Origin of the sequence: Thioalkalivibrio sp. ALE10 (assembly GCF_000381385.1) — a bacterium.
GTDB lineage: Bacteria > Pseudomonadota > Gammaproteobacteria > Ectothiorhodospirales > Ectothiorhodospiraceae > Thioalkalivibrio.
In genome coordinates this window covers 279,320-305,722 of sequence record NZ_KB906450.1, presented here as the reverse complement: position 1 = coordinate 305,722, position 26,403 = coordinate 279,320, and the positions used below count along the sequence as shown (strand labels likewise).

Sequence of the window (26,403 nt, the reverse complement as noted above, 5' to 3'; positions counted from 1 at the left end):
GTCAGTCCTCCTCGCGGCGCGCCAGGGCGACGGTGTAGTCGCGCCCCTGCTTGAGCTTGTCGTAGTTGCCGAACACCTCGCGAAACCCCTTCTCGATGAAGCGTCGCAGCCCGGTAATGGTCACGACATACAACCGCCCTCCGGGGTTCATCTGCTCGTGCGCATCCAGCAGCCAGGTATAGAGCAGCTCGCGCCCGACCTTGGCCGGGAGATTGGAGGCGACGACATCGAAGCGACGGTCGCGGATATGCGAGAAGCCGTTGCTCAGCAGGCATTCGACGTTGCTCAGCCCGTTACGCTCGGCATTCGCGCGGGCGTATTCCACCGCCATGAAGTTGGTGTCCACCAGGGTGCAGGCCCCGGGCGCGGCCTTGTGCGCCATCACCAGGCCGATCGGGCCGTAGCCGCAGCCGAGATCGAGGCAGCGATCACCGGATCCGATCTCGGCGTGCCGCAGCAACAGCCGGGTCCCGTCGTCGATCCGCCGCGGCGAGAACAGGCCCCAGGTGGTCCGCAGGCGCAGCGGCACGCCTTCCAGGGTCTCCTCGATCTCGAGGTCCTGTTTCAGTTCGGCCTGACGCGCGCGCCGCGCGGCGGCATCGGGAAAATGGTTCCGGCTCATTGCGATGGTTCTCCGGCGAGGCCCCGCCACAGGGATTCGGCGACGTCGGCTACCGCGTCGGCGTCGTCCTCGTCCGGCAGGCCGACCACGTTTACATGCCCCATCTTGCGCCCCGGACGGGCCTCGGCCTTGCCGTACAGATGCAGCCGGGCCCGCGCCTCGCCGAGCACGCCGGTCCAGTCCGGCGCGGTGGCCGCCGGCCACAGGTCGCCCAGCAGGTTGACCATGGCCACCGGAGCGGTCGCTCGGGCCGGGGCCAGCGCCAGGCCACAGACCGCACGCAGCTGCTGTTCGAACTGCGACACGCTGCAGGCATCCAGGGTGTAATGGCCGGAATTGTGGGGCCGCGGGGCGATCTCGTTGACCAGCAGCTCGCCGCCGGCGGTCACGAAGAATTCCACCGCCAGCACCCCGCAGTAATCCAGATGATCGGCAACCCGCAGCGCGACGTCACGGGCCTGCTGCTCCAGTGGGGCAGGCAGGCGCGCCGGGACCCGGGTCAGGTGCAGGATGCCGTGGCGATGATGGTTCTCGGCCACCGGGAACACCTCGCTGCGCCCGTCCGGCGCGCGCGCCACGATCACCGAGACCTCGCGCGCCAGCTCGACCTGCTCTTCCAGCACGCAATCCACCCCGCCCAGCCCGGCATGGGCCGCGGCCAGGTGGTCCGGATCCTCGAGACGGGCCTGCCCCTTGCCGTCATAGCCCAGACGAGCGGTCTTGAGCACCGCCGGGAAGCGCGGCTCGCCGGCCCCGGTGGCCGGGGGCTGCGGATCACGACCGGCCAGCACCGGTCGCCACGGCGCCACCGCGATCCCTGCCTCGGCGAGGAAGCGCTTCTCCGCCAGCCGGTCCTGGGCGATGGTCAGCGCGCGTGGCCCGGGGCGCAGACAGCCGCGCGCCGCCACGCGTTCCAGCGACGCGGCGGGGATGTTCTCGAACTCGGCGGTGACCGCCGCGCAGGCATCGGCCAGCTGATCCAGCGCCGCATGATCGTCGAATGCGGCGACGCGGTGCCAGTCCGCGACCGCTCCGGCCGGGCTGCGCGGGTCCGGGTCCATCACCATCACGGCGTAGCCCGAACGGCGCGCGGCCAGCACGAAATAGCGGCCCAGCTGGCCGCCGCCCAGCAGGCCGAGGGTGGCGGGCGGAGCAATCATGGACGGTTCACGCCGGATCCGGCGGCAGGCTCTGACCGAGAACGGCGTCGCGCTGTTCGGCGCGGAAGGCGTCCAGCCGCGCCGCGAGATCGGGGTCGCCGGTGGCCAGCATCGCGGCCGCGAACAGCGCGGCATTGGCGGCACCCGATTCGCCGATGGCGAAGGTGGCCACCGGGATCCCGCGCGGCATCTGCACGATGGACAGCAGCGAGTCCTCGCCCTGCAGGTGCCGCGAGGCCACGGGCACGCCCAGCACCGGCACCGGCGTCTTGGCGGCCAGCATGCCCGGCAGGTGCGCGGCGCCGCCGGCGCCCGCGATGATCGCGGACAGACCCCGCTCGCGCGCCTGTTCGGCATACTCGAACAGCAGATCCGGCGTGCGATGCGCGGACACCACGCGGGTCTCGTGGGGAATCTCCAGGCGCGCCAGCAGTTCGGCCGCACGCTCCATGGTTCCCCAGTCCGAGGTGCTGCCCATGACCACGCCCACGCGCGGCGGTGTTGCGGTGTCGGTGATATTCATCCGCGCAACCATAGCGGGAGCGCCGTGCGGCGACAAGCCGGCCGGCAGTCTTCGGCGGCGCGTTCCCTGTGTCGCCACAGCCGCTACAATACGCGGATGGACGATACCCTTCTTGAAAGTGACATCCCCGACCTGGAATGCGTCCACCGCGGCAAGGTGCGCGACCTGTACCGGGTGGACGACGACCACTGGCTGATGGTGACCACCGACCGGCTGTCGGCATTCGACGTGATCCTGCCTACCCCGGTGCCGGACAAGGGACGGGTGCTGACCGCGATCACCGTGTACTGGATGCAGCGCATCGAACGCGAGCTGGACATCCCCAATCAGCTGACCGATATACCGCTGGCCGAGGTGGTGCCGGACCCCGCGGTGCGCGCGCCGCTCGAGGGGCGCAGCCTGGTGGTCCGGCGACTGGAGGCCCTGCCGGTGGAAGCGGTGGTGCGCGGCTACCTGATCGGCTCCGGCTGGAAGGACTATCAGGCCACGGGTGCGGTCTGTGGTCTCCCGCTGCCACCGGGGCTGGAACTGGCCGGGGCACTGCCGGAGCCATTGTTCACGCCCAGCACCAAGGCGGCGGTCGGGGATCACGACGAGAACGTCGACTTCGACCATGTCGCCGCGGCCATCGGCGAGGAGCGCGCGCGCGAAGTCCGCGAGGCCAGCATCGCGATCTACAAGCTGGCGCGCGAGCACGCCGCCGCGCGCGGGATCATCATCGCCGACACCAAATTCGAATTCGGGCTCGACCGCGAAGGCCGCCTGCATCTGATCGACGAGGTCCTGACACCCGACTCCTCGCGCTTCTGGCCGGCGGACGAATACGCCCCGGGCCGCAGCCCCGCGTCGTTCGACAAGCAGTACGTGCGTGACTACCTGGAGACCCTGGACTGGGACAAGACGGCCCCGGGCCCGGCCCTGCCCGCGGAGATCGCCGAGCAGACGGCGGCGCGCTATCGCGAGGCACTGGAACGCCTGACCGGGTCGCCACTCGACCGGTCATGAATCCCGCGGGCCTGTTCGTCAGCGCCACCGACACCGGCGTGGGCAAGACCTTCGTCGGCTGCGCTCTGCTGCGGGCCTGGCGCACGGCAGGGCTGAACCCCGTCCCGTGCAAGCCGGCGGAATCCGGCTGCGAGACAGGGCCGGACGGCCTGTATCCCGCCGACGGCGTGGCCCTGACCGCCGCCGCGGGGCTGCCCCCGGCGGCAGTCGCTCGGGTGACCCCCTGGCGATTCCCCGATGCCCTCGCCCCGGACCAGGCGGCGCGCAACACCGGCCGCCCGCTGTACCTCGCGGACCTGGTCGACGCCTGCGAGGCTCAACGGGAAGAAGCGGAGGGGCCGCTGCTGGTGGAAGGCGCCGGCGGCTTCTATTCGCCGTTGGCCGAGGACGCGCTGAACGCCGACCTGGCCGCGGCGCTCGGCCTGCCCGTACTGCTGGTGGCGGAAGATCGCCTGGGGACGCTGAACACCTGCCTGCTGACACTCGAAGCCCTGGAGCGGCGCGGACTCGCACTGGCGGGGATCGTGCTCAACCGGCGCCAGCCCGACACCGATCCACGCCTGGACAACGCATCCGCCCTGCAACGGCGCAGCCCGGTACCGGTGATCGAACTGGCCGAGGGGACAGCCCCGGAGGCGGCCGGTCAGAGGGTCTCGACCTCCATCGCATCGGGCCTGATTCCGCCTTCGGCCGGATCGGCCTCCGGCCGCTGATCCTCACCGCCCCGCGCCGGGACCTCGTCGGCCTCGTCTCCGCGGAGCTCGAGCAGGGCGTCACGCAGGGCATGAGTCCCGGGGTGATCCACCCTGCGGCCCTCCAGGATGTGCACCGGCCGCAGGTCCTCGCCATAGTAGGCTTCGTTGAAGTCTTCGCGGACCGTCAGGCGCGAGCCTTCGAAGCTCATCCCCAGATACGCCCCGCGCGCCCGCGCGTAAGAGATAAAATCCGCATTGACGGAAGCACTGCGCCCGGCACCCACCGGACCCGCGGCGACTTCGGCATCACCCCCCAGTCGCATGGACGAGGCGAACAGCGAATCTCGGGCATCGGGCCTCCGTGCGACCATCACCACCTCGGCTGCATCCCCGCCGATCTGCACGCCGAAGCTGACGGATCCCAGGGAATAGAAACCCACCGGACTGTAGTCGCCCTCGTCTTCGTCCCAGGCCAGGGCGACGCCCAGCCCGCCGGAACCGCCAATGAAGAACCCGCCACGGACCACGCGCGGGAAGATCACCACCGCATGCGCCTCCCGCAGGTCGGCGCGCAGCGCGGGATAGTCGGGATGCCCGGCCATGCGGGTGAGGGTGTCCTTCGCGCGGTCGACGATGTCCTGCGGATCGACTTCGCGCGCGAACGGATTGGCGCTGGCCGGCGCCGCCAGGGAAAGGATCAGGGCAAGGACGAGGAGCAGGACTGCGAAATAGCGCATCGGGACCTCCGGGGAGGGGCCGTTGTTCGGGACAGGTCGCCATGATGGCACAAAAAAAGGGGGCCGAAGCCCCCTTTTTCGTGCATCCGTGCGCGGATCGCGAGATCAGTTGACCTTCGGATCCAGCTCGCCGTTGTTGTAGCGGGCAACCATGTCGTCCAGCGACATCGGCTTGATCTTGGACGCCATCCCGGCGCAGCCGAAGGCTTCGAAGCGCTGCTTGCAGACGTCCTTCATGCCGGCGGTCGAGGCCTTCAGGAACTTGCGCGGATCGAATTCCTTCGGGTTCTCGGCCAGGAACTTGCGCACCGCACCGGTGGACGCCATGCGCAGGTCGGTGTCGATGTTGACCTTGCGCACGCCGTGCTTGATGCCTTCCTGGATCTCCTTGACCGGCACGCCGTAGGTCTCGCCCATGTCACCGCCGTACTGGTTGATGATCTTCAGCCATTCCTCGGGCACCGAGGAGGAGCCGTGCATCACCAGGTGGGTGTCCGGGATCCGGGCATGGATCTCCTTGATGCGCTCGATCGCCAGGATGTCACCGGTCGGCGGACGGGTGAACTTGTAGGCGCCGTGCGAGGTGCCGATGGCGATGGCCAGGGCGTCGCACTTGGTCTTCTTGACGAAGTCCGCGGCCTCGTCCGGGTCGGTCAGCAGCTGGTCGTGGGACAGCGTGCCTTCGGCGCCGGAACCGTCTTCCTCGCCGGCCTGGCCGGTTTCCAGGGAGCCCAGGCAGCCCAGCTCGCCTTCCACCGACACACCGCAGGAGTGAGCCATCTCGGAGACCTTGGCGGTCACGTCGACGTTGTAGTCGTAGGTCGACGGGGTCTTCATGTCGGGCATCAGGGAGCCGTCCATCATCACCGAGGTGAAGCCCGACTGGATGGAACGCAGGCACACCGCCGGCTCGGCGCCGTGGTCCTGGTGCAGCGCGATCGGGATGTCCGGATACTGCTCGGCAGCCGCCTCGATCATGCGGCGCAGGAAGGGCTCACCGGCGTACTTCCGCGCACCGGCGGACGCCTGGATGATCACGGGGGAGTCCACTTCCTTCGCGGCCTCCATGATCGAATGGATCTGTTCCATGTTGTTGGCGTTGTAGGCCGGCATGCCATAGCCATGCTCGGCGGCATGGTCCAGCAGCTGGCGAAGCGAGATCAGTGCCATGGTTCCTCCTTACGGGATTCGCACTTCAGGTTGGGAACTGGACGTCCGGGTGACGGTCGCCGTCAGGCGACTTCGCCGGCCCGGACGATTTTCATTGCGTTGGTGCCGCCATGGGCACCCTGCAGGTCGCCCTTGGTGATTATGACCAGCTGGCCATCCTGCACGACCCCCTCGGCCTGGAGCAAGTTGACCGCTTCGCGGTTCAGGCTCTCGTGGCTCTCCGGCAGGGAGTCAACATACACCGGGTAGACACCGCGGTACAGGCTCATGCGACGGCTGGTGTCCATGCGCCGGGTCAGCGCGTAGATCGGGATCCCGGAACTGATCCGCGACATCCACAGGGCAGTGGCGCCGGACTCCGTGAGGGCCGCGATCGCCTGCACGTCCAGGTGGTTGGCCGTGTACATGGTGGCCATCGCGATCGCCTCGTCCACGCGTCCGAAGGTGGAGTCCATGCGGTGGTCCGACTGCCGCGCGGCACGCTGGCGCTCCGCGGCTTCGCAGATCCGGTCCATGCTGGAGACCACCCGTCCGGGATAGCGTCCGGTTGCGGTCTCGCCGGACAGCATCACCGCGTCGGTGCCATCCAGCACCGCGTTGGCCACGTCGAAGACCTCCGCCCGCGTGGGGATCGGATTCTGGATCATGGTCTCCATCATCTGGGTCGCGGTGATGACCAGCCGGTTGAGGGCGCGCGCCCGCGAGATCAGGGTCTTCTGCACCCCGGGCAGTTCGGCGTCGCCGATCTCCACCCCGAGATCCCCGCGCGCGATCATGATCACCTCGGTCGCCGAGATGATCTCGTCGATCACGTCCAGGGCCTCGGAACGCTCGATCTTGGCGCAGATCCCGGCCTCCCAGCCGGCCTCCTTCAGGAGGCCGCGGGCCAGGTGGATGTCCTGCGCCGAGCGCGGAAACGACACCGCCAGGTAGTCCACCTCCAGTTCAGCCGCCAGGCGGATGTCCTCGCGATCCTTGTCGGTGATCGCCGGGGCGGACAGGCCACCCCCCTGGCGATTGATGCCCTTGTTGTTGGACAGCTCGCCGCCGACCACGACCTCGGTTTCGACCCGGCTGGCCGCGACCGCGGTCACCTTGAGCACGATGCGGCCGTCATCCAGCAGCAGGATGTCATCCGGGCGTACGTCCTTCGGCAGGTCGGTGTAGGTCAGGCCGACCTGGGTGTCGTCACCGTCGTCACGGCCCAGGTCCGCGTCCAGCGCGAACGGTGCGCCTTCTTCCAGGTGCACCTTGCCATTGGCGAAGCGCTCGATGCGGATCTTGGGCCCCTGAAGATCGCCCAGGACGCCGACCACGCGATGGGCACGCTCGGCGGCCGCGCGCAGTCGCTGCACGCGGGCACGGTGGTCATCCGGATCCCCGTGCGAGAAGTTGACGCGCACGACATCGACGCCGGCCTGGATGATGGCATCCATGGCTTCGTCACTGTCGGTCGCGGGGCCAAGGGTGGCTACGATCTTGGTGCGTCTCACGCGAGGCTCTCCGATGTTGGATGACGTGGCGTTCAAGGCCGTTCAGCCCTTCGCCCGCTCCTCGAGCATCGCCACGGCCGGCAGCGTCTTGCCTTCCAGGAACTCGAGGAAGGCGCCGCCGCCGGTGGAGATGTAGCTGATGCGCTCGGAGAGATCGTATTTGTCGATCGCCGCCAGGGTGTCGCCACCGCCGGCAATGGAGAAGGCATCGCTTTCCGCGATCGCCTCGCCCAGGGCCCGCGTGCCCGCGGCGAACTGATCGAACTCGAACACGCCCACCGGGCCGTTCCAGACGATGGTGCCGGCATTGCGCAGGGCTTCCGCGTAGGTGGAGGCGGTCTCCGGACCCACGTCGAAGATCATGTCGTCGGCGCCGATCGCGTCCACCGACTTGGTCTCCGCCGGCGTGCTGTCGGAAAACTCCTTGCCCACGGTGACGTCGGTCGGCACCGGGATCTCGCCGCCCTTGGCGCGCGCGGCTTCCATCAGTCGCTTCGATTCGTCGACCAGGTCGGCCTCGTACAGCGAGTTGCCGACGTCATGACCCTGGGCCGCGATGAAGGTGTTGGCGATGCCGCCCCCCACGATCAGCTGGTCCACGACCTTGGACAGGGATTCCAGCACGGTCAGCTTGGTCGAGACCTTGGAGCCGCCGACGATCGCGACCAGCGGGCGCTTCGGGTTATCCAGCGCCTTGCTCAGGGCTTCCAGTTCGCGGGCCAGCAGCGGACCGGCGCAGGCCTGCGGCGCGAACTTGCCGGCCCCGTGGGTGGAGGCCTGGGCGCGGTGAGCAGTACCGAAGGCGTCCATCACGTAGACGTCGCACAGCGCGGCGTACTTCTTCGCCAGCGCCTCGTCATCCTTCTTTTCGCCCTTGTTGAAACGGACGTTTTCGAGCATCACCACCTCGCCGGGCTGGATCTCCACCCCGTCGAGATAATCCCGCACCAGACGCACTTCGCGGCCGAGCAGCTGCCCCATGTGCTCGGCGACCGGGGCCAGCGAATCCTCCTCGGAGAATTCGCCCTCGGTGGGCCGGCCCAGGTGCGACATCAGCATCACGCCGGCGCCGCCTTCCAGGGCCTTCTGCACGGTCTCGAGACTCGCGCGGATACGCGCATCGGACGTGACCTTGCCGTCCTTGACGGGGACGTTCAGGTCCTGGCGCACGAGCACGCGGCGACCCTGCAGATCGAGATCGGTCATCTTGGTGACGGACATGGAATACCTCGCGAAAAAGGTTGGAACGAAAAAAGCCTTCGGTGCAGCCTCCCCTACGGGGAAGCTGCGCCCAAGACTCTGGCGGGACGCCGCCGGGAGCGGCACGCGCCCCGGCGGACTCCCCGCAGGTCTTATTGGGCGACGTGCTCCACCATGCGGAGCATGTTGCAGGTGTAGCCGTACTCGTTGTCGTACCAGGCCACGACCTTCACGAACGTCGAGTCCAGCTGGATGCCGGCGCCGGCATCGAACACCGACGGGGCGGTGTAGCCGCGGAAGTCGGTGGAGACCACCAGGTCCTCGGTGTAGCCCAGAACGCCCTTCAGCTCGCCCTCGGAGGCCTTCTTCATGGCCTCGCACACGGCCTTGTAGTCGGCCTCGCCATTGAGTTCGGCGGTCAGGTCGACCACCGACACGTCGGAGGTGGGCACACGGAAGGCCATGCCGGTCAGCTTGCCGTTCAGCTCGGTCAGCACCTTGCCCACGGCCTTGGCGGCACCGGTGGAGGACGGGATGATGTTCTCCAGGATGCCGCGGCCGCCGCGCCAGTCCTTCATGGACGGGCCGTCGACGGTCTTCTGCGTGGCGGTGGCGGCGTGCACGGTGGTCATCAGGCCGCGCTTGATGCCCCAGTTGTCGTGCAGGACCTTGGCCACCGGCGCCAGGGCGTTGGTGGTGCAGGAAGCGGCGGAAACCATGTTCTGGCCGCTGTAGTCGCCGTGGTTCACGCCGTAGACGAACATCGGGGTGTCGTCCTTGGACGGGGCGGACATCACGACCTTCTTGGCGCCGGCGTCCAGATGCTTCTGCGCGGTCTCGCCGGTCAGGAACAGGCCGGTGGACTCGATCACCACGTCGGCGCCGATGTCGCCCCACTTCAGGGCGGCCGGATCCTTCTCCGCGGTCAGGCGGATGCGGTTGCCGTTCACGACCAGGTCGTTGCCCTCGACGCTGATGTCGCCTTCGAAGCGGCCGTGGACCGAATCGTAGCGCAGCATGTAGGCCAGGTATTCCGGATCCAGCAGGTCATTGATGCCGACCACCTGCAGGTTGGGGAAGTCCTGGGCGATGGCGCGGAAGGCCATGCGGCCAATGCGGCCGAAACCGTTGATACCAACCTTGATAGCCATGGGAGTCTCCTCTTTCAGCTCTTATTGAAAATCGTCGGGGCTCAGCCGTTCAGCACGTCGCGGGCGATCTGCGCGACATTCTCCGGCTTGAAGCCGAAGTAATCGAACAGCGCACCGCCCGGGGCGGATTCGCCGAAGCAGTCCATGCCGAACACCGCGCCGTCCATGCCGGTGAACTTGTACCAGCCCGCGGTGGCGCCGGCTTCCACGGCCACGCGCTTGCGCACGGCGGACGGCAGCACGGATTCGCGGTAGGCCGGATCCTGCTGTTCGAACAGTTCCACGCAGGGCATGGACACGACGCGCGCCTTCTTGCCCTCGCCGGCCAGCGTCTCGGCCGCCTGCACCGCCAGCTCGACCTCGGAACCGGTCGCGATGAAGATCAGATCCGGGGTGCCGTCGCAGTCCTTCAGCACGTAGCCACCGCGCGCGATGTTGGCGAGCTGCTCGCCGTCGCGCTCCATGTGCGGCATGCCCTGGCGCGACAGGATGAACGCGGACGGCCCGTCGGTGCGCTCGACACCGGCCTTCCAGGCCACCGCGGTCTCGACCGCGTCACAGGGGCGCCACACGTTCAGGTTGGGGATCAGGCGCAGGCTCGGGGTCTGTTCGATCGGCTGGTGGGTCGGGCCGTCCTCGCCAAGGCCGATGGAATCGTGCGTCAGCACGTACATCACGCGCTGCTTCATCAGCGCGGACATGCGGATGCCGTTACGCGCATAGTCCGAGAAGATCAGGAAGGTGCCGCCGTACGGGATGAACCCGCCGTGCAGCGCAATGCCGTTCATGATCGCGGCCATGCCGAACTCGCGCACGCCGTAGTACACGTAGTTGCCGGCGGCGTCTTCCTTCGAAACGGGCTTCGAGCCGCTGTACATGGTCAGGTTGGAGCCCGCCAGGTCGGCGGAGCCGCCCAGCAGTTCCGGCAGCGCCGGGGCATAGCCACCGATGGTCGCCTGCGACGCCTTGCGCGTGGCGGTCTTCTCGGCCTTCTCGACGGTTTCCTTGATGAAAGCCGTGGCCTTCTCGGTCCAGTCGGAGGGCAGGTCGCCGGCCATGCGGCGTTCGAATTCGGCGGCCAGTTCGGGGTGCGCCTTGCGATACGCCTCGAAGCGTTCCTTCCATTCGGCCTCGGCCTTCGCGCCCTTGTCCTTCGCATCCCAGCCGGCGTAGATGTCGTTCGGGATCTCGAACGGGGCGTGGTTCCAGCCCAGCTCCTTGCGGGTCAGCGCGACTTCGTCATCGCCCAGGGCAGCGCCGTGGCACTCTTCCTTGCCGGACTTGTTCGGGGAACCAAAGCCGATCACGGTGCGGCAGCAGACCAGGGTCGGCTTGCCGGTTTCCTTGCGGGCCTGCTCGATCGCGGCCTTGACCGCATCGGCGTCATGGCCGTCCACGTCGCGCACCACGTGCCAGCCATAGGCCTCGAAGCGGGACGGGGTGTCGTCGGTGAACCAGCCTTCGACCTCGCCGTCGATGGAGATGCCGTTGTCATCCCAGAACGCGACCAGCTTGCCCAGGCCCAGGGTGCCGGCCAGCGCGCAGGCCTCGTGCGAGACGCCTTCCATCAGGCAGCCGTCACCGAGGAACACATAGGTGTTGTGATCGACGATCTCGTGGCCCGGACGGTTGAAGTGGGAGGCCATGACCTTCTCGGCCAGCGCCATGCCCACGGCGTTGGACACGCCTTGACCCAGCGGGCCGGTGGTGGTCTCGACGCCTGCGGTATAGCCGTACTCGGGGTGCCCCGGTGTCTGCGAATGCAGCTGCCGGAACTGCTTGATCTCGTCCATCGGCAGGTCGTAGCCGGTGAGGTGCAGCAGCGAGTACACCAGCATCGAACCGTGGCCGTTGGACATCACGAAACGGTCGCGGTCGGCCCAGTCCGGGTTCGCCGGGTTGTGCTGCATGTAGTCGTTCCACAGCACCTCGGCGATGTCCGCCATCCCCATCGGGGCCCCCGGGTGACCGGAATTGGCCTTCTGGACCGCGTCCATCGAAAGGGCGCGGATGGCATTGGCAAGCTCTCTACGGGTGGGCATGCGGGTCTCCTGCTCAAGTGATGAAAGATTCTGGCCGGGGCGGGAACCGGTCTCGCGGCTCCGGCGCTGCAGCATCAAGGCGCGCCGGGCGGACCGGACAACGGGCGGGCAAGGCCGCACAACCCCAGTGACGGCGGAGCATTTTGGCCACTTTCAACCAGCGGGGCAAGTCGCGTCCCGACGCGCCGCAGCGGGCGCGCCGGCGCGGATCGCCGACACCCCCGCAGCCGGGGCTCGTGGGTTCCGCCGACAGGGGGGCTTAGAAATTCCCGGCGAGTCGCGTTACACTAGCGGTCGTTTTGCGCAAAACTAAATCGAAACGACAGAAAAGGAACGCTTAATGTCCAACTACATCTTCACCTCGGAATCGGTCTCTGCGGGTCACCCCGACAAGATGGCCGACCTGGTCTCCGACACCATCGTCGACGCCATCATCGAGCAGGACCCGCACGCCCGCATCGCGTGTGAAACCGCCACCAAGACCGGCATGGTCATGCTGCTGGGCGAGATCACCACCGGCGCGCAGATCGATTACGAGCGCCTGGTGCGCGAGACCGTCTGCGAGATCGGCTACGACGATTCCCACAAGGGCTTCGACGGCAACACCTGCGCCGTGCTGAACGTGCTGGGCGAGCAGTCCCAGGACATCGCCATGGGCGTGGACCGCGACGTCTCCGACCGCGCCACCCAGGGCGCCGGTGACCAGGGCCTGATGTTCGGCTACGCCGCGCGCGAAACCGATACCCTGATGCCCGCCCCGATCTTCTACGCCCACAAGATGGTGCGCATCCAGTCCGAGCTGATGAAGAGCGGCAAGCTGCCGTGGCTGCGCCCGGACGCCAAGAGCCAGGTCTCCCTGCGCTATGAAGACGGCAAGCCGGCCGGTCTGGACGCGGTCGTGCTGTCCACCCAGCACAGCCCGGAGATTTCCCAGAAGGACCTGCAGGAAGCCATCTATGAAGAGGTCTTCAAGAAGGTCCTGCCGGCCGAATGGCTGAACCAGGTCTCCAATGACCAGATCCACATCAACCCGACCGGCAAGTTCGAGATCGGCGGCCCGGTGGGCGACGCCGGCCTGACCGGTCGCAAGATCATCGTCGACACCTACGGCGGCATGGCGCGCCACGGTGGCGGTGCGTTCTCCGGCAAGGACCCGTCCAAGGTGGACCGTTCCGCCGCCTACGCCGGCCGCTATGTGGCCAAGAACGTCGTCGCCGCCGGCCTGGCCGACAAGTGCGAGATCCAGGTCTCCTACGCCATCGGCGTGGCCGACCCGACCTCGATCACCATCGACACCTTTGGCACCGGCAAGATCGACGACCGTCGCATCGAGACGCTGGTCCGTGACATCTTCGATCTGCGCCCGTGGGGCCTGATCCAGATGATGGATCTGCTGCGTCCGATGTACAAGGCGACCGCCGCCTACGGCCACTTCGGCCGCGAAGACGTCGACCTCCCCTGGGAGCGCACCGACAAGGCCGAGGAACTCAAGAAGGCCGCCGGACTCTAAGAGTCCATATTTCGTAAGCGAAACACCCATCCGGCTGAGGAGCGCTGCAGCGGTTCCACCGTCAGGCTCAGCCGGATGTTCCCCTGAAGTAACACGGCGCTCATCCAGACCAACGGAGAAGTAACACCATGAATGCTGTGATGGATGCCAAGAAAACCGGCGACTACGTCGTCAAGGACATCAACCAGGCCGAGTTCGGCCGCAAGGAAATCGCGATCGCCGAGACCGAAATGCCCGGTCTGATCCAGACTCGCGAAGAGTACGCGGCCTCCCAGCCGCTGAAGGGCGCCAAGATCGCCGGCTCCCTGCACATGACCATCCAGACCGCCGTGCTGATCCAGACCCTGGAAGCGCTGGGTGCCGAGGTCCGCTGGGCCTCCTGCAACATCTACTCCACGCAGGACCACGCTGCCGCGGCCATCGCCGACAACGGCACGCCGGTCTTCGCCGTGAAGGGTGAGACCCTGGAAGAGTACTGGGACTACTGCCACCGCATCTTCGAATTCGACGGCGGTGCCAACATGATCCTGGACGACGGTGGCGACGCGACCCTGCTGCTGCACATCGGCGCCAAGGCCGAGAAAGACCCCTCCGTGCTGGAAAACCCCGAGCACGAAGAAGAAGTGGCCCTGTTCGCCAAGATCAAGGAACGCCTGGCCGAGCAGCCCACCTGGTACTCGGACATGCTGTCCAAGATCCACGGCGTGACCGAAGAGACCACCACCGGCGTGCACCGTCTGTACCAGATGGCGAAGACCGGCGAGCTGGCCTTCCCCGCCATCAACGTCAACGACTCGGTCACCAAGTCCAAGTTCGACAACCTGTACGGCTGCCGCGAGTCCACCGTGGACTCCATCAAGCGCGCCACCGACGTGATGATCGCGGGCAAGATCTCCGTGGTCGCCGGCTACGGTGACGTCGGCAAGGGCGCCGCCCAGTCGCTGCGTGGCCTCGGTTCCACCGTGTGGGTCACCGAAATCGACCCGATCTGCGCCCTGCAGGCCGCGATGGAAGGCTTCCGCGTCGTGACGATGGACGAAGCCGCCGACAAGGCCGACATCTTCATCACCGCCACGGGCAACAAGGACGTGATCACCGAAGATCACATGACCCGGATGAAGGATCAGGCCATCGTCTGCAACATCGGCCACTTCGACTCCGAGATCGACGTCGCCTCGATGCGCAAGTACGAGTGGGACAACATCAAGCCGCAGGTTGACCACATCATCATGCCGAACGGCAACCGCATCCTGATGCTGGCCGAAGGCCGTCTGGTGAACCTGGGCTGCGGCACGGGCCACCCGTCCTTCGTGATGTCCAACTCGTTCACCAACCAGACGCTGGCGCAGATCGAGCTCTGGAACAAGGGCTCGGAGTACGACAAGCAGGTCTACATCCTGCCGAAGCATCTGGACGAGAAGGTCGCGAACCTGCACCTGAAGAAGCTGGGCGCGAACCTGACGCGCCTGACCGACGACCAGGCCAAGTACCTGGGCATGTCGGTGGATGGTCCGTTCAAGCCGGAACACTACCGCTACTGATCGGCCAGCCTCACATTAGTCAACTGACTGTGTGACAGCCCGGGCGGGCCGCATACTCGTGCGGTCCGCCTTCTTTTTGTCTGGAGGACAAGCAATGAGCAATCAGGAACGCGTCTTCAGCGTTGAATTCTTCCCGCCCAAGGACGATGCCGGCGCCGAACGCCTGGCCAAGGCCCGCAAGCGTCTGGGCGCCCTCAAGCCGGAGTTCTACTCCGTCACCTTCGGCGCCGGCGGTTCGACCCGTGACCGCACCCTCGAGACGGTCAAGGACATCATCCAGAACGATGGCATCCCGGCCGCCCCGCACGTCTCCTGCATCTCGTCCACGAAGGACGAACTGCGCGACCTGCTGAACGCCTACCGCGACATCGGCGTGGACCGCATCGTGGCGCTGCGTGGCGACCTGCCGTCCGGCACCAAGCATTCCGGTGGTGATTTCCGTTACGCCTCGGAGCTGGTCGAATTCGTACGCGCCGAGTTCGGTGACCAGTTCAAGCTGGAAGTGGCAGCCTATCCGGAATTCCATCCGCAGGCCCCCAGCGCCGAGAAGGACCTGGAAAACTTCAAGACCAAGGTGGACGCCGGCGCGAATACCGCGATCACCCAGTACTTCTATAACGTGGATGCCTACGTCGCATTCATGGAGCGGGTCGAGGCGATGGGCATCACGATCCCGATCATCCCGGGGATCATGCCGATCACCAACTACACCCAGATCATGCGCTTCTCCGAGATGTGCGGCGCGGAGATCCCGCGCTACATCCGCAAGCGCATGGAGGCCTACGGGGACGACAAGGACTCCATCCGCAAATTCGGTATCGAGGTGGCCACCCGTCTGACCGACGAGCTGCTGGAGAAAGGCGCCCCGGGCATCCATTTCTACTCCATGAACCAGGCCGGCCCGACCGAGCAGATCTGGAAGGACCTGGACCTCGACAACCGTCGCTGACCATGCGCTGCCCCCGTCTGCTGATCGAGAATGCCGATCTCGCGGCGGGGCTGCGTCTGCCGGCACCGGAGGATCGGCTGCATTACGCCACCCGGGTTCTCCGGCTGAAAGACGGCGCCGCGTGCCGGGTATTCGACGGTCGCGGCAATGAATTCGACGCCCGCCTGGAGACCACCGGTCGCCGGGCGGGCGTTTTTCATCTGGCAGAGCGCGCCGCCGAACCTACCACCCCGCGCTTTCCGGTGACCCTGTGGCAGGGCATCGCGCGCGGCGATCACATGGACCTCGCCCTGCAGAAGGCAGTGGAACTGGGCGTGTCGCGGATCCGGCCCGTCTTGTGCGAACGCAGCCGTTCAGCCGGCGGGCACAAGGGCCTGGACCGGCGCCAGAGTCACTGGCGGGGGGTCATTGCGGCGGCCGCGGAGCAGTGCGGCCGCAACGAGTTGCCGGTGCTGGAAGCGGTCTGCGAGCCCGACGAGATACGGCCCGGCGAGGCCCCGGAATCCGGGGGTGGCGACCTGGCCCTGCTGGCCGACGAGGCCGGTGTGCCGCTCTCCCGGGCCGTTGCGTCAAACGAGGCCTCCGGGCCCGACAGCGCCAGCCTCCTGGTGGGCCCGGAAGGGGGGCTGACGGATGCGGAGCGCGCCCTCGCGCGGGACAGGGGATTCCTTCCGGTCCGCACCGGGCCACGCACCCTGCGCACCGAAACCGCGGCCATGGCGATACTGACCCTGGTTCAGTGGCGCTTCGGCGATCTCGAGCCGGCTGACGCGGACGGCTGACGCGGCCCTTCAGCCCACAGGCGTATCCGCTGTCGTCCCTGAACCGGCCGCCCGCTCTCGCGGGCCACCTTGCGGCAGCTCCCGCAGACGGGCTTCGATCGTATCCAGCCGCAACAGGTGCGTAGTCACGCCCGATGCCTTGACCCGCCATGACCACGGCGTGGTCTCCACACCCTCCAGGGCGAAGATGTTCTGCGGCGTGATGCGCACCGGGTGCGGTGTCCCCCGCACCTCCAGGGCGTAATACGGCAGCCTGTCCGGTTCATCGGCACCCTGCAGGACCAGCAGACGCGTGAATCTGCGGTGGTCCTCACCGGTGTCACGCGCCGGATCCAGCAGGTGGTTGACGTTGATCACCGGGATCTGCAGCTCGTTCCAGGTCAGGGGCGCCGCCAGCCACGGCAGTTCGGCCGACACCTCGTCTTCCTCAAGGCTGGAACCGGGTCGCGTGGTGACCTCCAGGAGCGCACTGCGCGGCAGCAGGATCGAGCCTGCTTCCAGCTGGACGATCACCGCCTCGACGCGCTCTTCGCTTTCGCTCATCGTTCTCCTCCGCGACCGGTGACCCGGGTCATGCCGGCGCCCCTTCCAGCTGATGCTCGATCTCGTTGAGCAGGTCGTTTTCGAGGTAAGGCTTCCCGAGATAGCCGTTCACGCCCAGACGCATGGCCCGCTCGCGGTGCTTCGAGCCGCTGCGCGAGGTGATCATGATGATCGGTACGTCGCGGAACTCGGGATGTTCGCGCACATGAGCAGCGAACTCGAAACCGTCCATCCGCGGCATCTCCACGTCCAGCAGGATCAGGTGCGGCCGGCGCTCGTCCAGCAGGGTCACCGCGTCCAGACCGTCGCGCGCGGTCACCACCTCGAAGCCCCGGCGGGTCAGCAGACGGGCCGTCACCTTGCGAATGGTGATCGAGTCGTCGACCACCATGATGCGCGTCGCGGCGCTTTCGGGCTCGACGGCCTCGGCCTCGGCGGCGGTCGCCACGGTTGCGAACCGCATAAGCATGCTCAGATCCAGGATCAGCATCACCGAGCCGTCACCCTGCAGCGTGGCCCCGGCCACACCGGGGATCCGGCTCAGCACCGGACCGACCGACTTGACCACCACCTCCTGGCTGCCCGCCAGGCCATCCACACGCAACGCGACCTTCTGCTCGTCCGTACGTACCAGCAGCAGCGGGAACGGCTCGTCCGGGAGCGGGTGGACCCCGGCCTGGGTCTCGATACCGAGGATCTCGCCCAGGGAATGCAGGGCGTATTCCTGTCCCACATAGCTGTAGGTCGGCGCCGCCCCCGATTCGTCGATCTCCTCGCGCCGCGCACGTACGACGCCCTCGACCGAGGCCATCGGTACGGCAAAGGTTTCCTCTCCGACCTGCACCAGCAACGAATGGCTGATTGCCAGCGTAAACGGGAGCCGCAGGGTGAAGCGCGACCCGGAACCCGGGATGGAATCAATGTCCAGCGTTCCACCGAGCTGCTTGACCTCGGCGTTGACTACATCCATGCCCACACCACGCCCGGCCACATGGTTCACCGAGGCGGCGGTCGAGAATCCGGACTGCAGGATCAGCTGCAGGGCCTGATTGTCGCTCAGTTCGGCGTCCGGCGTGATGACTCCGCGGTCGATGGCCTTCGCCCGTACCACTTCCGCATCGATTCCGCCGCCATCGTCGGCGACTTCCATGCGAATCTCGCTGCCGGCCTGCTCCAGGGTCACCGTAATGTGACCTTCCCGCGGCTTGCCCCGCTCTTCCCGCTCGTCAGGCGTCTCGATGCCGTGCGCGACGGCATTGCGCAGCAGGTGTTCCAGCGGCGCCACCAGCCGTTCCAGCAGGGCACGGTCGAGCTCGGAATCCTGGCCCACGAAATCCACCCGGACCTCGCGCTGCATGTCGTCGGCTGCCGCGCGCACCACGCGCCGCAGGCGTGGCGCCATGCGCGCGAACCGGACCATGCGCTGCCGCATCAACTGGTCCTGCAGCTCGGTACCCACGCGTTTTTCCTGCACCAGCACGCCGCCGGCGGTCCGGAGCTCGTCGTCCACCTCCTGCTTCAGGCTGTCGAGGTCGCTCACACTCTCCGCCAGCGCGCGCGAAAGTTGCTGAATCCCGGAGTAGCGATCCATCTCCAGCGGATCGAAATCCACCTGCTCCTCGCCGGTTTCCTGTTCCACCCGGAACAGCACCTGCGCTTCGGTTTCGATCTCGAGCTTGCGCAGCTGTTCGCGCACCCGCGTGATGGTCCGGTCCAGCTCCTCGACCTGGTTCTCGACCCGGCCCACCGTCTGTTCGAAGCGCCGATGGAAGGTCGCCAGCTCGCCGGCATTGTTGACCAGGCTGTCGAGCACTTCGGCGTCCATCCGCACCTGGTCCTGCAGCTTGCGGCTGGCGGGCTCCGCCTCATTCGCCGGGGCCGCGGTGTCATCCGCCGTCACCTCGTCGGCGTCGCGTTCGCCGGTGGCTTCGTCAGCCTCCTCCGGCTCCTCCGCTCCCTCCTCGACGCTCCAGTGCCTCAGCCCCGACAGCTCCCGGCTTTGGTTCTCGTCCGTCTGCCATGGCCCGACGCCGCGCTCGACCAGGCCCTGCACCTCCACCAGCGCCTTTTCCGCGGCATCAAAGAATGACGGGCGCGGATCCTGACCGGCTTCGGTCTCGACCCCGAGCGCGGTCTCCAGTGCGTGGGCGATGGCACCCACCACGGTGAAGCCCGCCATGCGGGCACTCCCCTTCAGGGTATGGACTTCCCGCTGGAAGGCCTCCTGGTCAGGACCGGGGCGGCCGCCGGCCTCGCGCCAGGCCGCCAGGGTGTGGAAGGCCTGCTCGAGAATGTCATGAGCCTCCTCGATGAAGACCTCGCCGAACTCCGGATCGATCTCGTCTTCCGACGGAGGAGACGCCGCTGCGACGGGTTCGGGTTCCGGCTCGGGTTCGGGTTCCGGCTCGGGTTCGGGTTCCGGCTCGGGTTCGGGTTCCGGCTCGGGCTCGGGTTCCGGTTCCGGTTCCGGTTCCGGTTCTGACTCTGGCTCTGGCTCGGGCTCGCCCGTGACTTCGGCCAGCGCCTCCGCTTCCAGCCCCCCGGAGGTTCGGTTCCAGCGATCCTGGGCGTCGGCGAACAGGTCCTCGACCTCGTTCACCCATTCCGGGGGCGTCTCCAGCCGGGCCACCGGAGGTGGCACCGGCGATTCGACCACCGCACCGAGGTGGTCGGCCACTCGACGCAGCAACTCGATGGCCTGCGGGCCCAGCGGCTCCTCCATCTCGCGGTGAAGATGTACCAGGTTTTCGAACGGACGACAGACCGAATGCGCGGTCGAGACGCCCGCGGTTCGCGCGCTGCCGTGCAGGGTATGCAGGGCACGCTCCAGCCCATAACTCGGCGGACGCGGCGGGCCGGCTTCAGCTTCCTCGAGCCACGACCGAACCGTGTCCAGATGGCTGCGGGCCTCGGCCGAGAAGACCTCCCACAGCTGCGGATCGATCACCGGCTCCTCCGCCGGCGCTTCGTCCTCGGCCGGCAGGACGTCGAGTACATAACCTTCTTCCTGGTCCGCGTCCGGCCACTCCTCGGCAAGACCCGGCTCCGGCGCGGATTCGCCCTCCGGGAGCGGAGACTCGAGCTCGATCACCGAGTCGTGCTCGGCTTCGGCTTCGGGCTCGGGCTCGGGCCCGGGCCCGGGCTCGGGCTCGGGCTCGGGCTCCGGCTCCGGCTCCGGCTCCGGCTCCGGCTCCGGCTCCGGCTCCGGCTCCGGCTCGCCGGGAGCATCCAGGGCATCCATGCTGCGCGCCAGGGCCGCCAGATCGTCCTCGGCGCCGGCCGCAGGAGCGGCCGGGGCCGGCTCTGCGTCCGTGATTGCCTCGGCGGACTCGCCGGCGGCCAGGGCATCCAGGCGCAGGACGATGTCGAGAATCGGCGTTTCCGGTCCCTTCTGGTCACGGACCTCCGCCACCAGCCCCGGAAGCACCGACACCGCATCGCCCACGGCGGAGAGCGTGTCTCCATCCGCCTGGTCGGTCCCTTCGAGCAGCCGGTTGAGGAAGGACTCCACCACCCAGGCGAACTCGCCCAGCCGCAATGCCCCTGCGAGGCGACCGGAGCCCTTCAGCGTGTGGAAGGATCGACGCACGATGGAAAGCGTATCCATGTCGCCCGGTGCCGAACGCCAGATCGGGTACTGCTCGTCGAGGCTCTGGATTTCTTCCTCGGCCTCCTCCAGGAAAATATCGAGGATCTCCGCGTCCGCGTCCGGCCCGAGGACCTGCTCCTGGAGGACGTCCTCGTCGAAGGTCAAACCACCGGGGCGTTCCGCGAGCGAGGCACTGACCGGCGCTTCGTCCCGCGCGGTGGGCAATTCGCGCTCGGGCTCGGGCTCGGGCTCGGGCTCGCCGGCAGGTTCCTCGCTCGCCCCCTCTTCAGCCAGCTCGGGACCGGACGAGGCTTTGGCATCCGGTGCCGAAGACGAAGCCGGCCCGATGTCCTCTTCCGAAAGTTCGAGATCCGGTACGGCATCCCGTTCGGCCGGCTCCGCCGCGCTGTCCGACGCCTCCGGAACATCGAGATCCGGGCTCGGAACCGGCTCCCCGTCAGCCGACTCCGGCCGTTCGGGCTCGGCCGGTTCCTCCATTGGGGATTCCGGAGCCGGCGCAGTGTCCTCGGATGCCCCCAGGCGCAGCAGGGCACTGCGACCGCGTTCATGCACACTGTCGAGTTCGCGCCAGGGCTGCCCGGATGATTCCAGCGCAACCTCGATCGAGCTGAGCACCTCCGCCAGTGCATCCACTGCATCGGGTGCCAGATCCGCCGCGGTCATCCCCTCGCGGTCATCGAGGAAACGCAGCAGGGGATCGATCAGGGAATGCAGGCTGCGGAAGCCCCCCATGGAAAGCGCGCCCCGCGTGCGATGCAGGGCGTCACGCGCCTCGTCGAGGCTGCTGGCATGGGCATCGCCCGACAGAAACCCCATGAGGTTTTCCCGGACCCGACGAACCTCCACCAGCGATTCGCGGTACAGCGCCTCCGCCAGCTTCCGGTCGTAGGCCGCCTCGCCGCTGGCGGTCTCGCGTTCGCCTTCCAGGCCGGATTCAACGATGGACTCCAGCGCGAGCAGATGCTGCGCCAGCTCCATCTCCAGACGTTCGTCGTGGTGGGCCAGACGCGTGGGTTCCAGACATTCGTCCAGGGCCCGGGTGTGGTGTTCCCCCTGCTCCAGCCCCAGCATGCGCATGGTGGCGCCGATCCGGCGAACCTGTTCGCGCAACGGTTCGAGGTCGCCCGCCTCGCGGGTCGCGGAACGAATCAGCACGTCCAGGCGTTCGCGGACCTCTCCGAGATCATCCTCCAGGGCCGCACGCAGCTTGTCGAAGACTTCGCGCCCCAGACCGCTGGATGCGCTCTCGTCCCGGGCATTCAGGTCATCGAGGTGAAAGACCTCGCGCACCGCGCGCGTCTGTTCGGTATCCGCCTCGGCCCTGGCCACGTGGAACAGGAGGGTCTTGATGATGTCGACGGGGGCTTCGTAATCGAGGTCGTCGGCCTGGCCGCCCTCGCGCAGCTGATTGGACAGTGCATTGAGGTAGCGACCCAGTTCGCGATCGACACGCCCCACCAGACGCCGGATGTCGTTGTTGAGCTCGACCCCGCCGCGCGCCAGACCCTCGAGCAGGGCGCCGGCCACCCAGAAAAGACGCCGGAAATCACCGGCCGGGACCGCCCGCACGACCTCGCGCGCGACCTCGTGCAGCCGCTCCGCGGCCGCCGCGGCGTCCACGCCCTTCACCAGTCCCAGCAGGTCTCGCTGAAAACTGCGCCGGGCCTGCTGCAGGGTCCGCAGGCGCTCGGCCGGCGACAGTCCCTCTTCCGGCTCGCCCATGCGCGAATCATCGACGTCGTCGAAATCGGGCATCAGTTCGGCGACGTCCATGAGCATGCTCGCTCCGCGGACGCTGCGGAGTTCGTTGAGCAGCGGGAGCAGCACCATCGGAGACGGCAGATCGGCGGCATCGCCGTGTTCGAGATAGTCGGGGAGCTGCAACGCGGCGCGCAACAGTGCCTCGGTGGTCGCGGCCGATGCGGACTCGCCGCTGCGCAGATGCTCCAGCACCGCGAGCATCTCGTCGCACACCTTCACGACGCTTTCGACCTGCACCATCACGAGCGTGCCGCGAATCTGGCGCACTCGTTCGTAGGCCCGGTCCAGCGAATCCACGCTGGTCGGGTCGTCGGAGTATTGGCGCAGGGCTTCCTGGACCTCGCCGAACAGCGCGTCCAGCTCGTCCCGAACCCAGTTCAGTGCACTGGCAACCATTGCGTGGCCCGGCCGTTATCCCTGCGTTCCTGAACGACCCGTGTCGTCCTGGTCCGAAGCCGGCAGCTTGAAGTCCGCGACCGAGGACTGCAGTTGCTGCGACAGCTGGGCCAGGTCGTCGATGGAGGCCGCCGTGGTATGCGTGCTTTCGGTGGTTTCGGTGGTGATCTCGCGGATCTGCGCCATGATGGACGTCACGTTCTTCGCCATTTCGGCCTGCTGATGGGCCGAGGAAGAAATGCCGTCGATCAGGCCGGCGAGGTCGTTGGAAACCTGCTCGATCTCGGACAGCGCCTCGCCCGCCGCCTGGGCCATCTCGGCCCCGGAGACCACGTTGGCGGTACTCTGTTCCATCGAGCTGACGGCCTCGCTGGTATCCGCCTGGATCGCCTTGACCAGTCCCTCGATTTGGCGTGTCGCGCTACTCGAGCGTTCCGCCAGGCGCTGGACTTCGTCGGCCACAACGGCGAACCCGCGCCCGGCCTCGCCGGCCGCCGAGGCCTGGATCGCCGCGTTCAGCGCCAGGACGTTGGTCTGTTCGGCGATGTCGTTGATCAGGCCGATGATATCGCCGATCTCCTGCGAAGATTCGCCGAGACGCTTGATCCGTTTTGCCGTCTCCTGAATCTGTTCGCGGATCGAATCCATGCCCTCGATGGAGCGGCGCACGGTGGCGGCCCCGCGCGAGGCGATCTCCACGGAGTTTCGCGCCACCCCCGCGGACTGCCCCGCGTCCGAGGCCACCTTGTCGACCGACTGCGCCATCTCGTCGATCGCGTCGTTCGCCTGCTGGATCTCCCGGGTCTGCTGCTCGGCCTTCTCGGCCAGCCCCAGCACCTGGGCGCGGCTGTTCGCGGCCGAGTCATTGATATCGTCCGCCACACTATTGATGGTGGCGACCAGCGTACGCAGGTTCTCGATCGCGAAGTTCATCGAGTCCGCGATCGCGCCGGTGAAGTCCTCGGTCACCGTCGCGTTGACGGTGAGGTCCCCGTCGGCGAGGTTCATCATTTCGTCGAGCAGACGCAGGATGGCCTGCTGGTTACGCTCGTTCTGCGCCTCGGTTTCCGCCAGTTCGCGACGGGTGTCGCGATACAGGAACAGGCCCAGCGCAAGCAGGAACACCAGTGACAGGAGACCGAAGGCGAAACCGGCCAGGGCAATGAAGCCGGCCTGGTCCGCCCTTTCCGTCAGGGCGGTCTCCAGATCGCCCGTCGCCTCCAGCATGTCGCCGGAACCGGCTTCCACGTCCGCCACCGCGGCGTTCACCTCGAACACGCGGGAAGACGTTTCGAGCACGCCCTCGACCGCCTCGCTGAAGGCGATGAACAGGGTTCCGATCTCGTTGAGCATGGCCTGGGTTTCGGCATCATCCACGGCCTCGATGCCCAGCGGCGCGAAGCCTTCGATCAGCCCGTCCAGCACCCGCCCGAACAGGGTGGCGTCCCGTTCAAAACGTTCGATCGCGGTCGCGGCACGGGCACCGCCCTGCAGCACCTCGTTCAGACTGTTGCCGATCCGCTGGATCAGCATGGTCTGGCGCGCGGCCACGTAGATCTGGTCGGGATCCTCACCAATCTCCGACATGCGCCGCACCACGCTGTCGGACAGCCGGGCCAGCTCGGGGGAGAACTCGTTCACGGCTTCGGAGAATTCGGTGACTTCCTCGATGGCATCACGCCCATGGAGGATCGTGTTCACGTTGTCGCGATAACCGCTCCACTCGCCCTGAACCTGTTCCAGGTCGGCTTGCAGGTCGTCCGGCAGCGGCCCCAGGCCTTCGCGACCGTCGCGAAGTTCCTCGAGGTTGCGGTCGAACGCATCGCGGAGTTCGCCGATCTGTTCGAAGGCACGCTCGGAACCGGCTGCGGCCTCCAGCGAGCCGGTGGCCAGCCGCTGGGACAGCAGACGCATGTCGTTCGCCAGCGCGATCCGGTCGCGGTACTGGCTCTGCTCGTATTCGTGCAGGGTGAACGCGACGCCCGTCCCGATCAGAGAGACTACCAGCAGCCCTCCGAGCAGGAGGTTGCGCATACGACGACTCAATCCCATAAAGCGTTGACTCCCTGTGACAGTGATGCCGCCCCGTCAGGAGGCGACCGCCTGCTGTTGACCTTCGGCCGGTTCCGCCGTCTCGAGCCCCGCGAACCGCCCGGTATCGTTCAGTAGCCGATTGAGATCCAGCACGGGGTGGAGCCGGTGGCCCAGATCGAATCCCCCCGTAACAAACGGACGTGCCGCCTCGGGCACGTCCACTTCCAGGCGCCGCTGATGCGGGGCACAGTTGCGCATGCCCTCTACCCGGCTCACCAGCAGCCCGGCCATGCCCTGCCCCTGCGGAGCCACCACGATGCGCTGGCGCGAGCTGTCACCGGCGAGGGGTTCACCCAGCAGCAGCCGCCCCAGGTCGAACACCGGGAGCACCAGGCCACGCAGATTGCCGACCCCCAGCACCATGGGATCGGCCAGCGGGACATGGGTCAGGGACATGGGATCGGTCACTTCCGAGATCGCTTCCATGTCCACAAGGAAGCGAAACTCGCCCACGGCCAGGAGCACGCCGCGCCAGCCGGATGAAGAATCGCGCTGGTACTCCCGGTTTACTCGCCGGCTCTCGCGATCCAGGCTCGCGAGCAGCGCAAACGGCGTGGAAGTATCGACCTTCATGCCGACAGATATTTCTCGATCGTCTGCAGCAGGGTGTCCTCGGTGACCGGCTTGGTGATGTAGTCCCGCGCCCCCTGGCGCATGGCCCAGACGCGGTCGGTCGCCTGGTCCTTGGTGCTGACCACTACCACGGGGACATTGGCGGTCTCTTCCTGCCTGGAGAGCTCGCGCGTGGCCTGAAATCCGTTCAGACCGGGCATCACGACGTCCATCAGGACCAGGTCGGGCACCTGGGCCCGCGCGGTCTCGACACCTTCCTCCCCGCTGGCCGCCGTGGATACCGAATACCCGTTCTTCTCGAGCATCGTGCGCAGGACGTGGATCTCGGTGGGGGAGTCGTCAATGATCAGGATACGGGCCATGGCGTTCTTCTTTCCTGGGTTGGTGCACGCGATTCACTCGCGATGGATTCATTCCGGGGTGCCCTGGTGCGCATACTTGCGCATGGCATCCAGGAGGTCGTCCCGCGTGAAGGGCTTGGTGAGATAGTCCTCCGACCCCACGACACGCCCCTTGGCCTTGTCGAACACGCTGTCCTTGCTGGACAGCATGATGACGGGGGTCTCCCTGAACTGCTTGTTGTTCTTGATCAGGGCGCAGGTTTGATACCCGTCCAGACGGGGCATCATGACGTCGATGAAGATGATGTCGGGGCGGGAATCGGCCACCCTCGAGAGGGCCTCGAAGCCGTCCACCGCGGTTTCCACCGCGGCACCGTGCTTCTGCAGCAAGGATTCGGCGGTGCGCCGGATCGTCTTGCTGTCGTCGATCACCATGACCTTCACTCCCTGAAACTCGGTGGCCGAGTCGGCTTCCGCTGGCGCGTCAGACACCTTACCCCCCCTA

At 67.2% G+C, this 26,403-nt stretch carries 20 protein-coding genes, 1 pseudogene and 1 riboswitch; of the genes and pseudogenes, 6 read left to right on the top strand and 15 right to left on the bottom strand.

The window, feature by feature from the left end:
* Position 1 precedes the first annotated feature (1 nt).
* The 3 genes from F788_RS0101485 to purE are packed head-to-tail and all read right to left on the bottom strand — an operon-like array spanning position 2 to position 2,305.
* Positions 2 to 622, bottom strand: a complete 621-nt coding sequence (locus F788_RS0101485; RefSeq protein ID WP_018869707.1) for a class I SAM-dependent methyltransferase — start codon at positions 620 to 622, stop codon at positions 2 to 4.
* A complete protein-coding gene (locus tag F788_RS0101480; protein WP_019589043.1) occupies positions 619 to 1,782 on the bottom strand; it encodes a 5-(carboxyamino)imidazole ribonucleotide synthase in 1,164 nt (387 codons plus the stop codon). The genes F788_RS0101485 and F788_RS0101480 overlap by 4 nt, the downstream gene beginning before the upstream one ends.
* Before the next feature lie 7 nt (positions 1,783 to 1,789).
* Positions 1,790 to 2,305 (bottom strand): 5-(carboxyamino)imidazole ribonucleotide mutase, encoded by a 516-nt coding sequence (purE, locus tag F788_RS0101475; RefSeq protein ID WP_019022698.1) that lies wholly within the window; start codon positions 2,303 to 2,305, stop codon positions 1,790 to 1,792.
* Between the two features lie 96 nt (positions 2,306 to 2,401).
* Between purE and F788_RS0101470 the strand changes: the two genes are divergently transcribed.
* Together F788_RS0101470 and bioD are read left to right on the top strand one after the other, a co-directional pair.
* Positions 2,402 to 3,310, top strand: coding sequence for a phosphoribosylaminoimidazolesuccinocarboxamide synthase (locus tag F788_RS0101470; protein WP_019589042.1), 909 nt, complete (start codon positions 2,402 to 2,404; stop codon positions 3,308 to 3,310).
* Positions 3,307 to 4,023: a dethiobiotin synthase gene (gene bioD / locus F788_RS0101465; RefSeq protein ID WP_019589041.1), complete on the top strand. Its 717-nt coding sequence runs from the start codon at positions 3,307 to 3,309 to the stop codon at positions 4,021 to 4,023. Before F788_RS0101470 ends, bioD begins: the two co-directional genes overlap by 4 nt.
* On the opposite strand, the gene F788_RS0101460 is transcribed toward bioD, so the two are convergent.
* From F788_RS0101460 to tkt, 6 genes are all read right to left on the bottom strand, one after another.
* Positions 3,954 to 4,742, bottom strand: coding sequence for a lipid-binding SYLF domain-containing protein (locus F788_RS0101460; protein WP_019589040.1), 789 nt, complete (start codon positions 4,740 to 4,742; stop codon positions 3,954 to 3,956). The genes bioD and F788_RS0101460 overlap by 70 nt on opposite strands.
* Before the next feature lie 105 nt (positions 4,743 to 4,847).
* The gene (fba, locus tag F788_RS0101455; RefSeq protein ID WP_019569472.1) at positions 4,848 to 5,912 is read right to left on the bottom strand and encodes a class II fructose-bisphosphate aldolase; all 1,065 of its coding nucleotides are present in this window, start codon (positions 5,910 to 5,912) and stop codon (positions 4,848 to 4,850) included.
* A 62-nt stretch (positions 5,913 to 5,974) separates the two neighbouring features.
* On the bottom strand, positions 5,975 to 7,405 hold the full coding sequence (gene pyk / locus F788_RS0101450; RefSeq protein WP_018869700.1) for a pyruvate kinase: 1,431 nt from the start codon (positions 7,403 to 7,405) through the stop codon (positions 5,975 to 5,977).
* A 42-nt stretch (positions 7,406 to 7,447) separates the two neighbouring features.
* Positions 7,448 to 8,626 carry a phosphoglycerate kinase gene (locus F788_RS0101445; RefSeq protein ID WP_019589039.1) on the bottom strand — a complete coding sequence of 393 codons (1,179 nt, stop codon included), beginning with the start codon at positions 8,624 to 8,626 and terminating at the stop codon, positions 7,448 to 7,450.
* A gap of 131 nt (positions 8,627 to 8,757) precedes the next feature.
* A complete protein-coding gene (gap, locus tag F788_RS0101440; protein WP_019022692.1) occupies positions 8,758 to 9,756 on the bottom strand; it encodes a type I glyceraldehyde-3-phosphate dehydrogenase in 999 nt (332 codons plus the stop codon).
* Positions 9,757 to 9,797: 41 nt separating this feature from the next.
* Positions 9,798 to 11,798 (bottom strand): transketolase, encoded by a 2,001-nt coding sequence (tkt, locus tag F788_RS0101435; protein ID WP_018869697.1) that lies wholly within the window; start codon positions 11,796 to 11,798, stop codon positions 9,798 to 9,800.
* 340 nt (positions 11,799 to 12,138) lie between these two features.
* Between tkt and metK the strand changes: the two genes are divergently transcribed.
* The 4 genes from metK (at position 12,139) to F788_RS0101415 (ending at position 16,580) form a co-directional block, all read left to right on the top strand.
* Positions 12,139 to 13,308: a methionine adenosyltransferase gene (gene metK / locus F788_RS0101430; RefSeq protein WP_019022690.1), complete on the top strand. Its 1,170-nt coding sequence runs from the start codon at positions 12,139 to 12,141 to the stop codon at positions 13,306 to 13,308.
* A gap of 30 nt (positions 13,309 to 13,338) precedes the next feature.
* Positions 13,339 to 13,417: riboswitch (S-adenosyl-L-homocysteine riboswitch) on the top strand.
* A gap of 19 nt (positions 13,418 to 13,436) precedes the next feature.
* Entirely contained in the window at positions 13,437 to 14,849 is a 1,413-nt protein-coding gene (gene ahcY, locus F788_RS0101425; RefSeq protein WP_019589038.1) for an adenosylhomocysteinase, read from the top strand.
* Positions 14,850 to 14,943: 94 nt separating this feature from the next.
* Positions 14,944 to 15,798, top strand: coding sequence for a methylenetetrahydrofolate reductase [NAD(P)H] (gene metF / locus F788_RS0101420; protein ID WP_018869694.1), 855 nt, complete (start codon positions 14,944 to 14,946; stop codon positions 15,796 to 15,798).
* 2 nt (positions 15,799 to 15,800) lie between these two features.
* Positions 15,801 to 16,580: a 16S rRNA (uracil(1498)-N(3))-methyltransferase gene (locus F788_RS0101415; RefSeq protein WP_019589037.1), complete on the top strand. Its 780-nt coding sequence runs from the start codon at positions 15,801 to 15,803 to the stop codon at positions 16,578 to 16,580.
* Positions 16,581 to 16,589: 9 nt separating this feature from the next.
* On the opposite strand, the gene F788_RS0101410 is transcribed toward F788_RS0101415, so the two are convergent.
* From F788_RS0101410 to F788_RS0101385, 6 genes and pseudogenes are all read right to left on the bottom strand, one after another.
* The gene (locus tag F788_RS0101410) at positions 16,590 to 17,123 is read right to left on the bottom strand and encodes a hypothetical protein (RefSeq protein ID WP_019022686.1); all 534 of its coding nucleotides are present in this window, start codon (positions 17,121 to 17,123) and stop codon (positions 16,590 to 16,592) included.
* A 28-nt stretch (positions 17,124 to 17,151) separates the two neighbouring features.
* Positions 17,152 to 22,890, bottom strand: a complete 5,739-nt coding sequence (locus F788_RS0101405) for an Hpt domain-containing protein (RefSeq protein ID WP_019589036.1) — start codon at positions 22,888 to 22,890, stop codon at positions 17,152 to 17,154.
* A gap of 60 nt (positions 22,891 to 22,950) precedes the next feature.
* Positions 22,951 to 24,924, bottom strand: a pseudogene (locus F788_RS0101400) (methyl-accepting chemotaxis protein); the annotation flags it as partial.
* Between the two features lie 54 nt (positions 24,925 to 24,978).
* On the bottom strand, positions 24,979 to 25,557 hold the full coding sequence (locus F788_RS0101395; RefSeq protein ID WP_019569463.1) for a chemotaxis protein CheW: 579 nt from the start codon (positions 25,555 to 25,557) through the stop codon (positions 24,979 to 24,981).
* Entirely contained in the window at positions 25,554 to 25,919 is a 366-nt protein-coding gene (locus F788_RS0101390) for a PleD family two-component system response regulator (RefSeq protein ID WP_018869688.1), read from the bottom strand. Before F788_RS0101390 ends, F788_RS0101395 begins: the two co-directional genes overlap by 4 nt.
* A gap of 48 nt (positions 25,920 to 25,967) precedes the next feature.
* Positions 25,968 to 26,390 carry a PleD family two-component system response regulator gene (locus tag F788_RS0101385; RefSeq protein ID WP_026279473.1) on the bottom strand — a complete coding sequence of 141 codons (423 nt, stop codon included), beginning with the start codon at positions 26,388 to 26,390 and terminating at the stop codon, positions 25,968 to 25,970.
* Positions 26,391 to 26,403: the final 13 nt, after the last annotated feature.

Bases quoted from the DNA above. Each gene is read 5' to 3' on its own strand.
- F788_RS0101485 (WP_018869707.1), bottom strand. From the start codon at position 622: ATGAGCCGGAACCATTTTCCCGATGCCGCCGCGCGGCGCGCGCGTCAG.
- F788_RS0101480 (WP_019589043.1), bottom strand. From the start codon at position 1,782: ATGATTGCTCCGCCCGCCACCCTCGGCCTGCTGGGCGGCGGCCAGCTG.
- purE (WP_019022698.1), bottom strand. From the start codon at position 2,305: ATGAATATCACCGACACCGCAACACCGCCGCGCGTGGGCGTGGTCATG.
- F788_RS0101470 (WP_019589042.1), top strand. From the start codon at position 2,402: ATGGACGATACCCTTCTTGAAAGTGACATCCCCGACCTGGAATGCGTC.
- bioD (WP_019589041.1), top strand. From the start codon at position 3,307: ATGAATCCCGCGGGCCTGTTCGTCAGCGCCACCGACACCGGCGTGGGC.
- F788_RS0101460 (WP_019589040.1), bottom strand. From the start codon at position 4,742: ATGCGCTATTTCGCAGTCCTGCTCCTCGTCCTTGCCCTGATCCTTTCC.
- fba (WP_019569472.1), bottom strand. From the start codon at position 5,912: ATGGCACTGATCTCGCTTCGCCAGCTGCTGGACCATGCCGCCGAGCAT.
- F788_RS0101445 (WP_019589039.1), bottom strand. From the start codon at position 8,626: ATGTCCGTCACCAAGATGACCGATCTCGATCTGCAGGGTCGCCGCGTG.
- gap (WP_019022692.1), bottom strand. From the start codon at position 9,756: ATGGCTATCAAGGTTGGTATCAACGGTTTCGGCCGCATTGGCCGCATG.
- tkt (WP_018869697.1), bottom strand. From the start codon at position 11,798: ATGCCCACCCGTAGAGAGCTTGCCAATGCCATCCGCGCCCTTTCGATG.
- metK (WP_019022690.1), top strand. From the start codon at position 12,139: ATGTCCAACTACATCTTCACCTCGGAATCGGTCTCTGCGGGTCACCCC.
- ahcY (WP_019589038.1), top strand. From the start codon at position 13,437: ATGAATGCTGTGATGGATGCCAAGAAAACCGGCGACTACGTCGTCAAG.
- metF (WP_018869694.1), top strand. From the start codon at position 14,944: ATGAGCAATCAGGAACGCGTCTTCAGCGTTGAATTCTTCCCGCCCAAG.
- F788_RS0101415 (WP_019589037.1), top strand. From the start codon at position 15,801: ATGCGCTGCCCCCGTCTGCTGATCGAGAATGCCGATCTCGCGGCGGGG.
- F788_RS0101410 (WP_019022686.1), bottom strand. From the start codon at position 17,123: ATGAGCGAAAGCGAAGAGCGCGTCGAGGCGGTGATCGTCCAGCTGGAA.
- F788_RS0101405 (WP_019589036.1), bottom strand. From the start codon at position 22,890: ATGGTTGCCAGTGCACTGAACTGGGTTCGGGACGAGCTGGACGCGCTG.
- F788_RS0101395 (WP_019569463.1), bottom strand. From the start codon at position 25,557: ATGAAGGTCGATACTTCCACGCCGTTTGCGCTGCTCGCGAGCCTGGAT.
- F788_RS0101390 (WP_018869688.1), bottom strand. From the start codon at position 25,919: ATGGCCCGTATCCTGATCATTGACGACTCCCCCACCGAGATCCACGTC.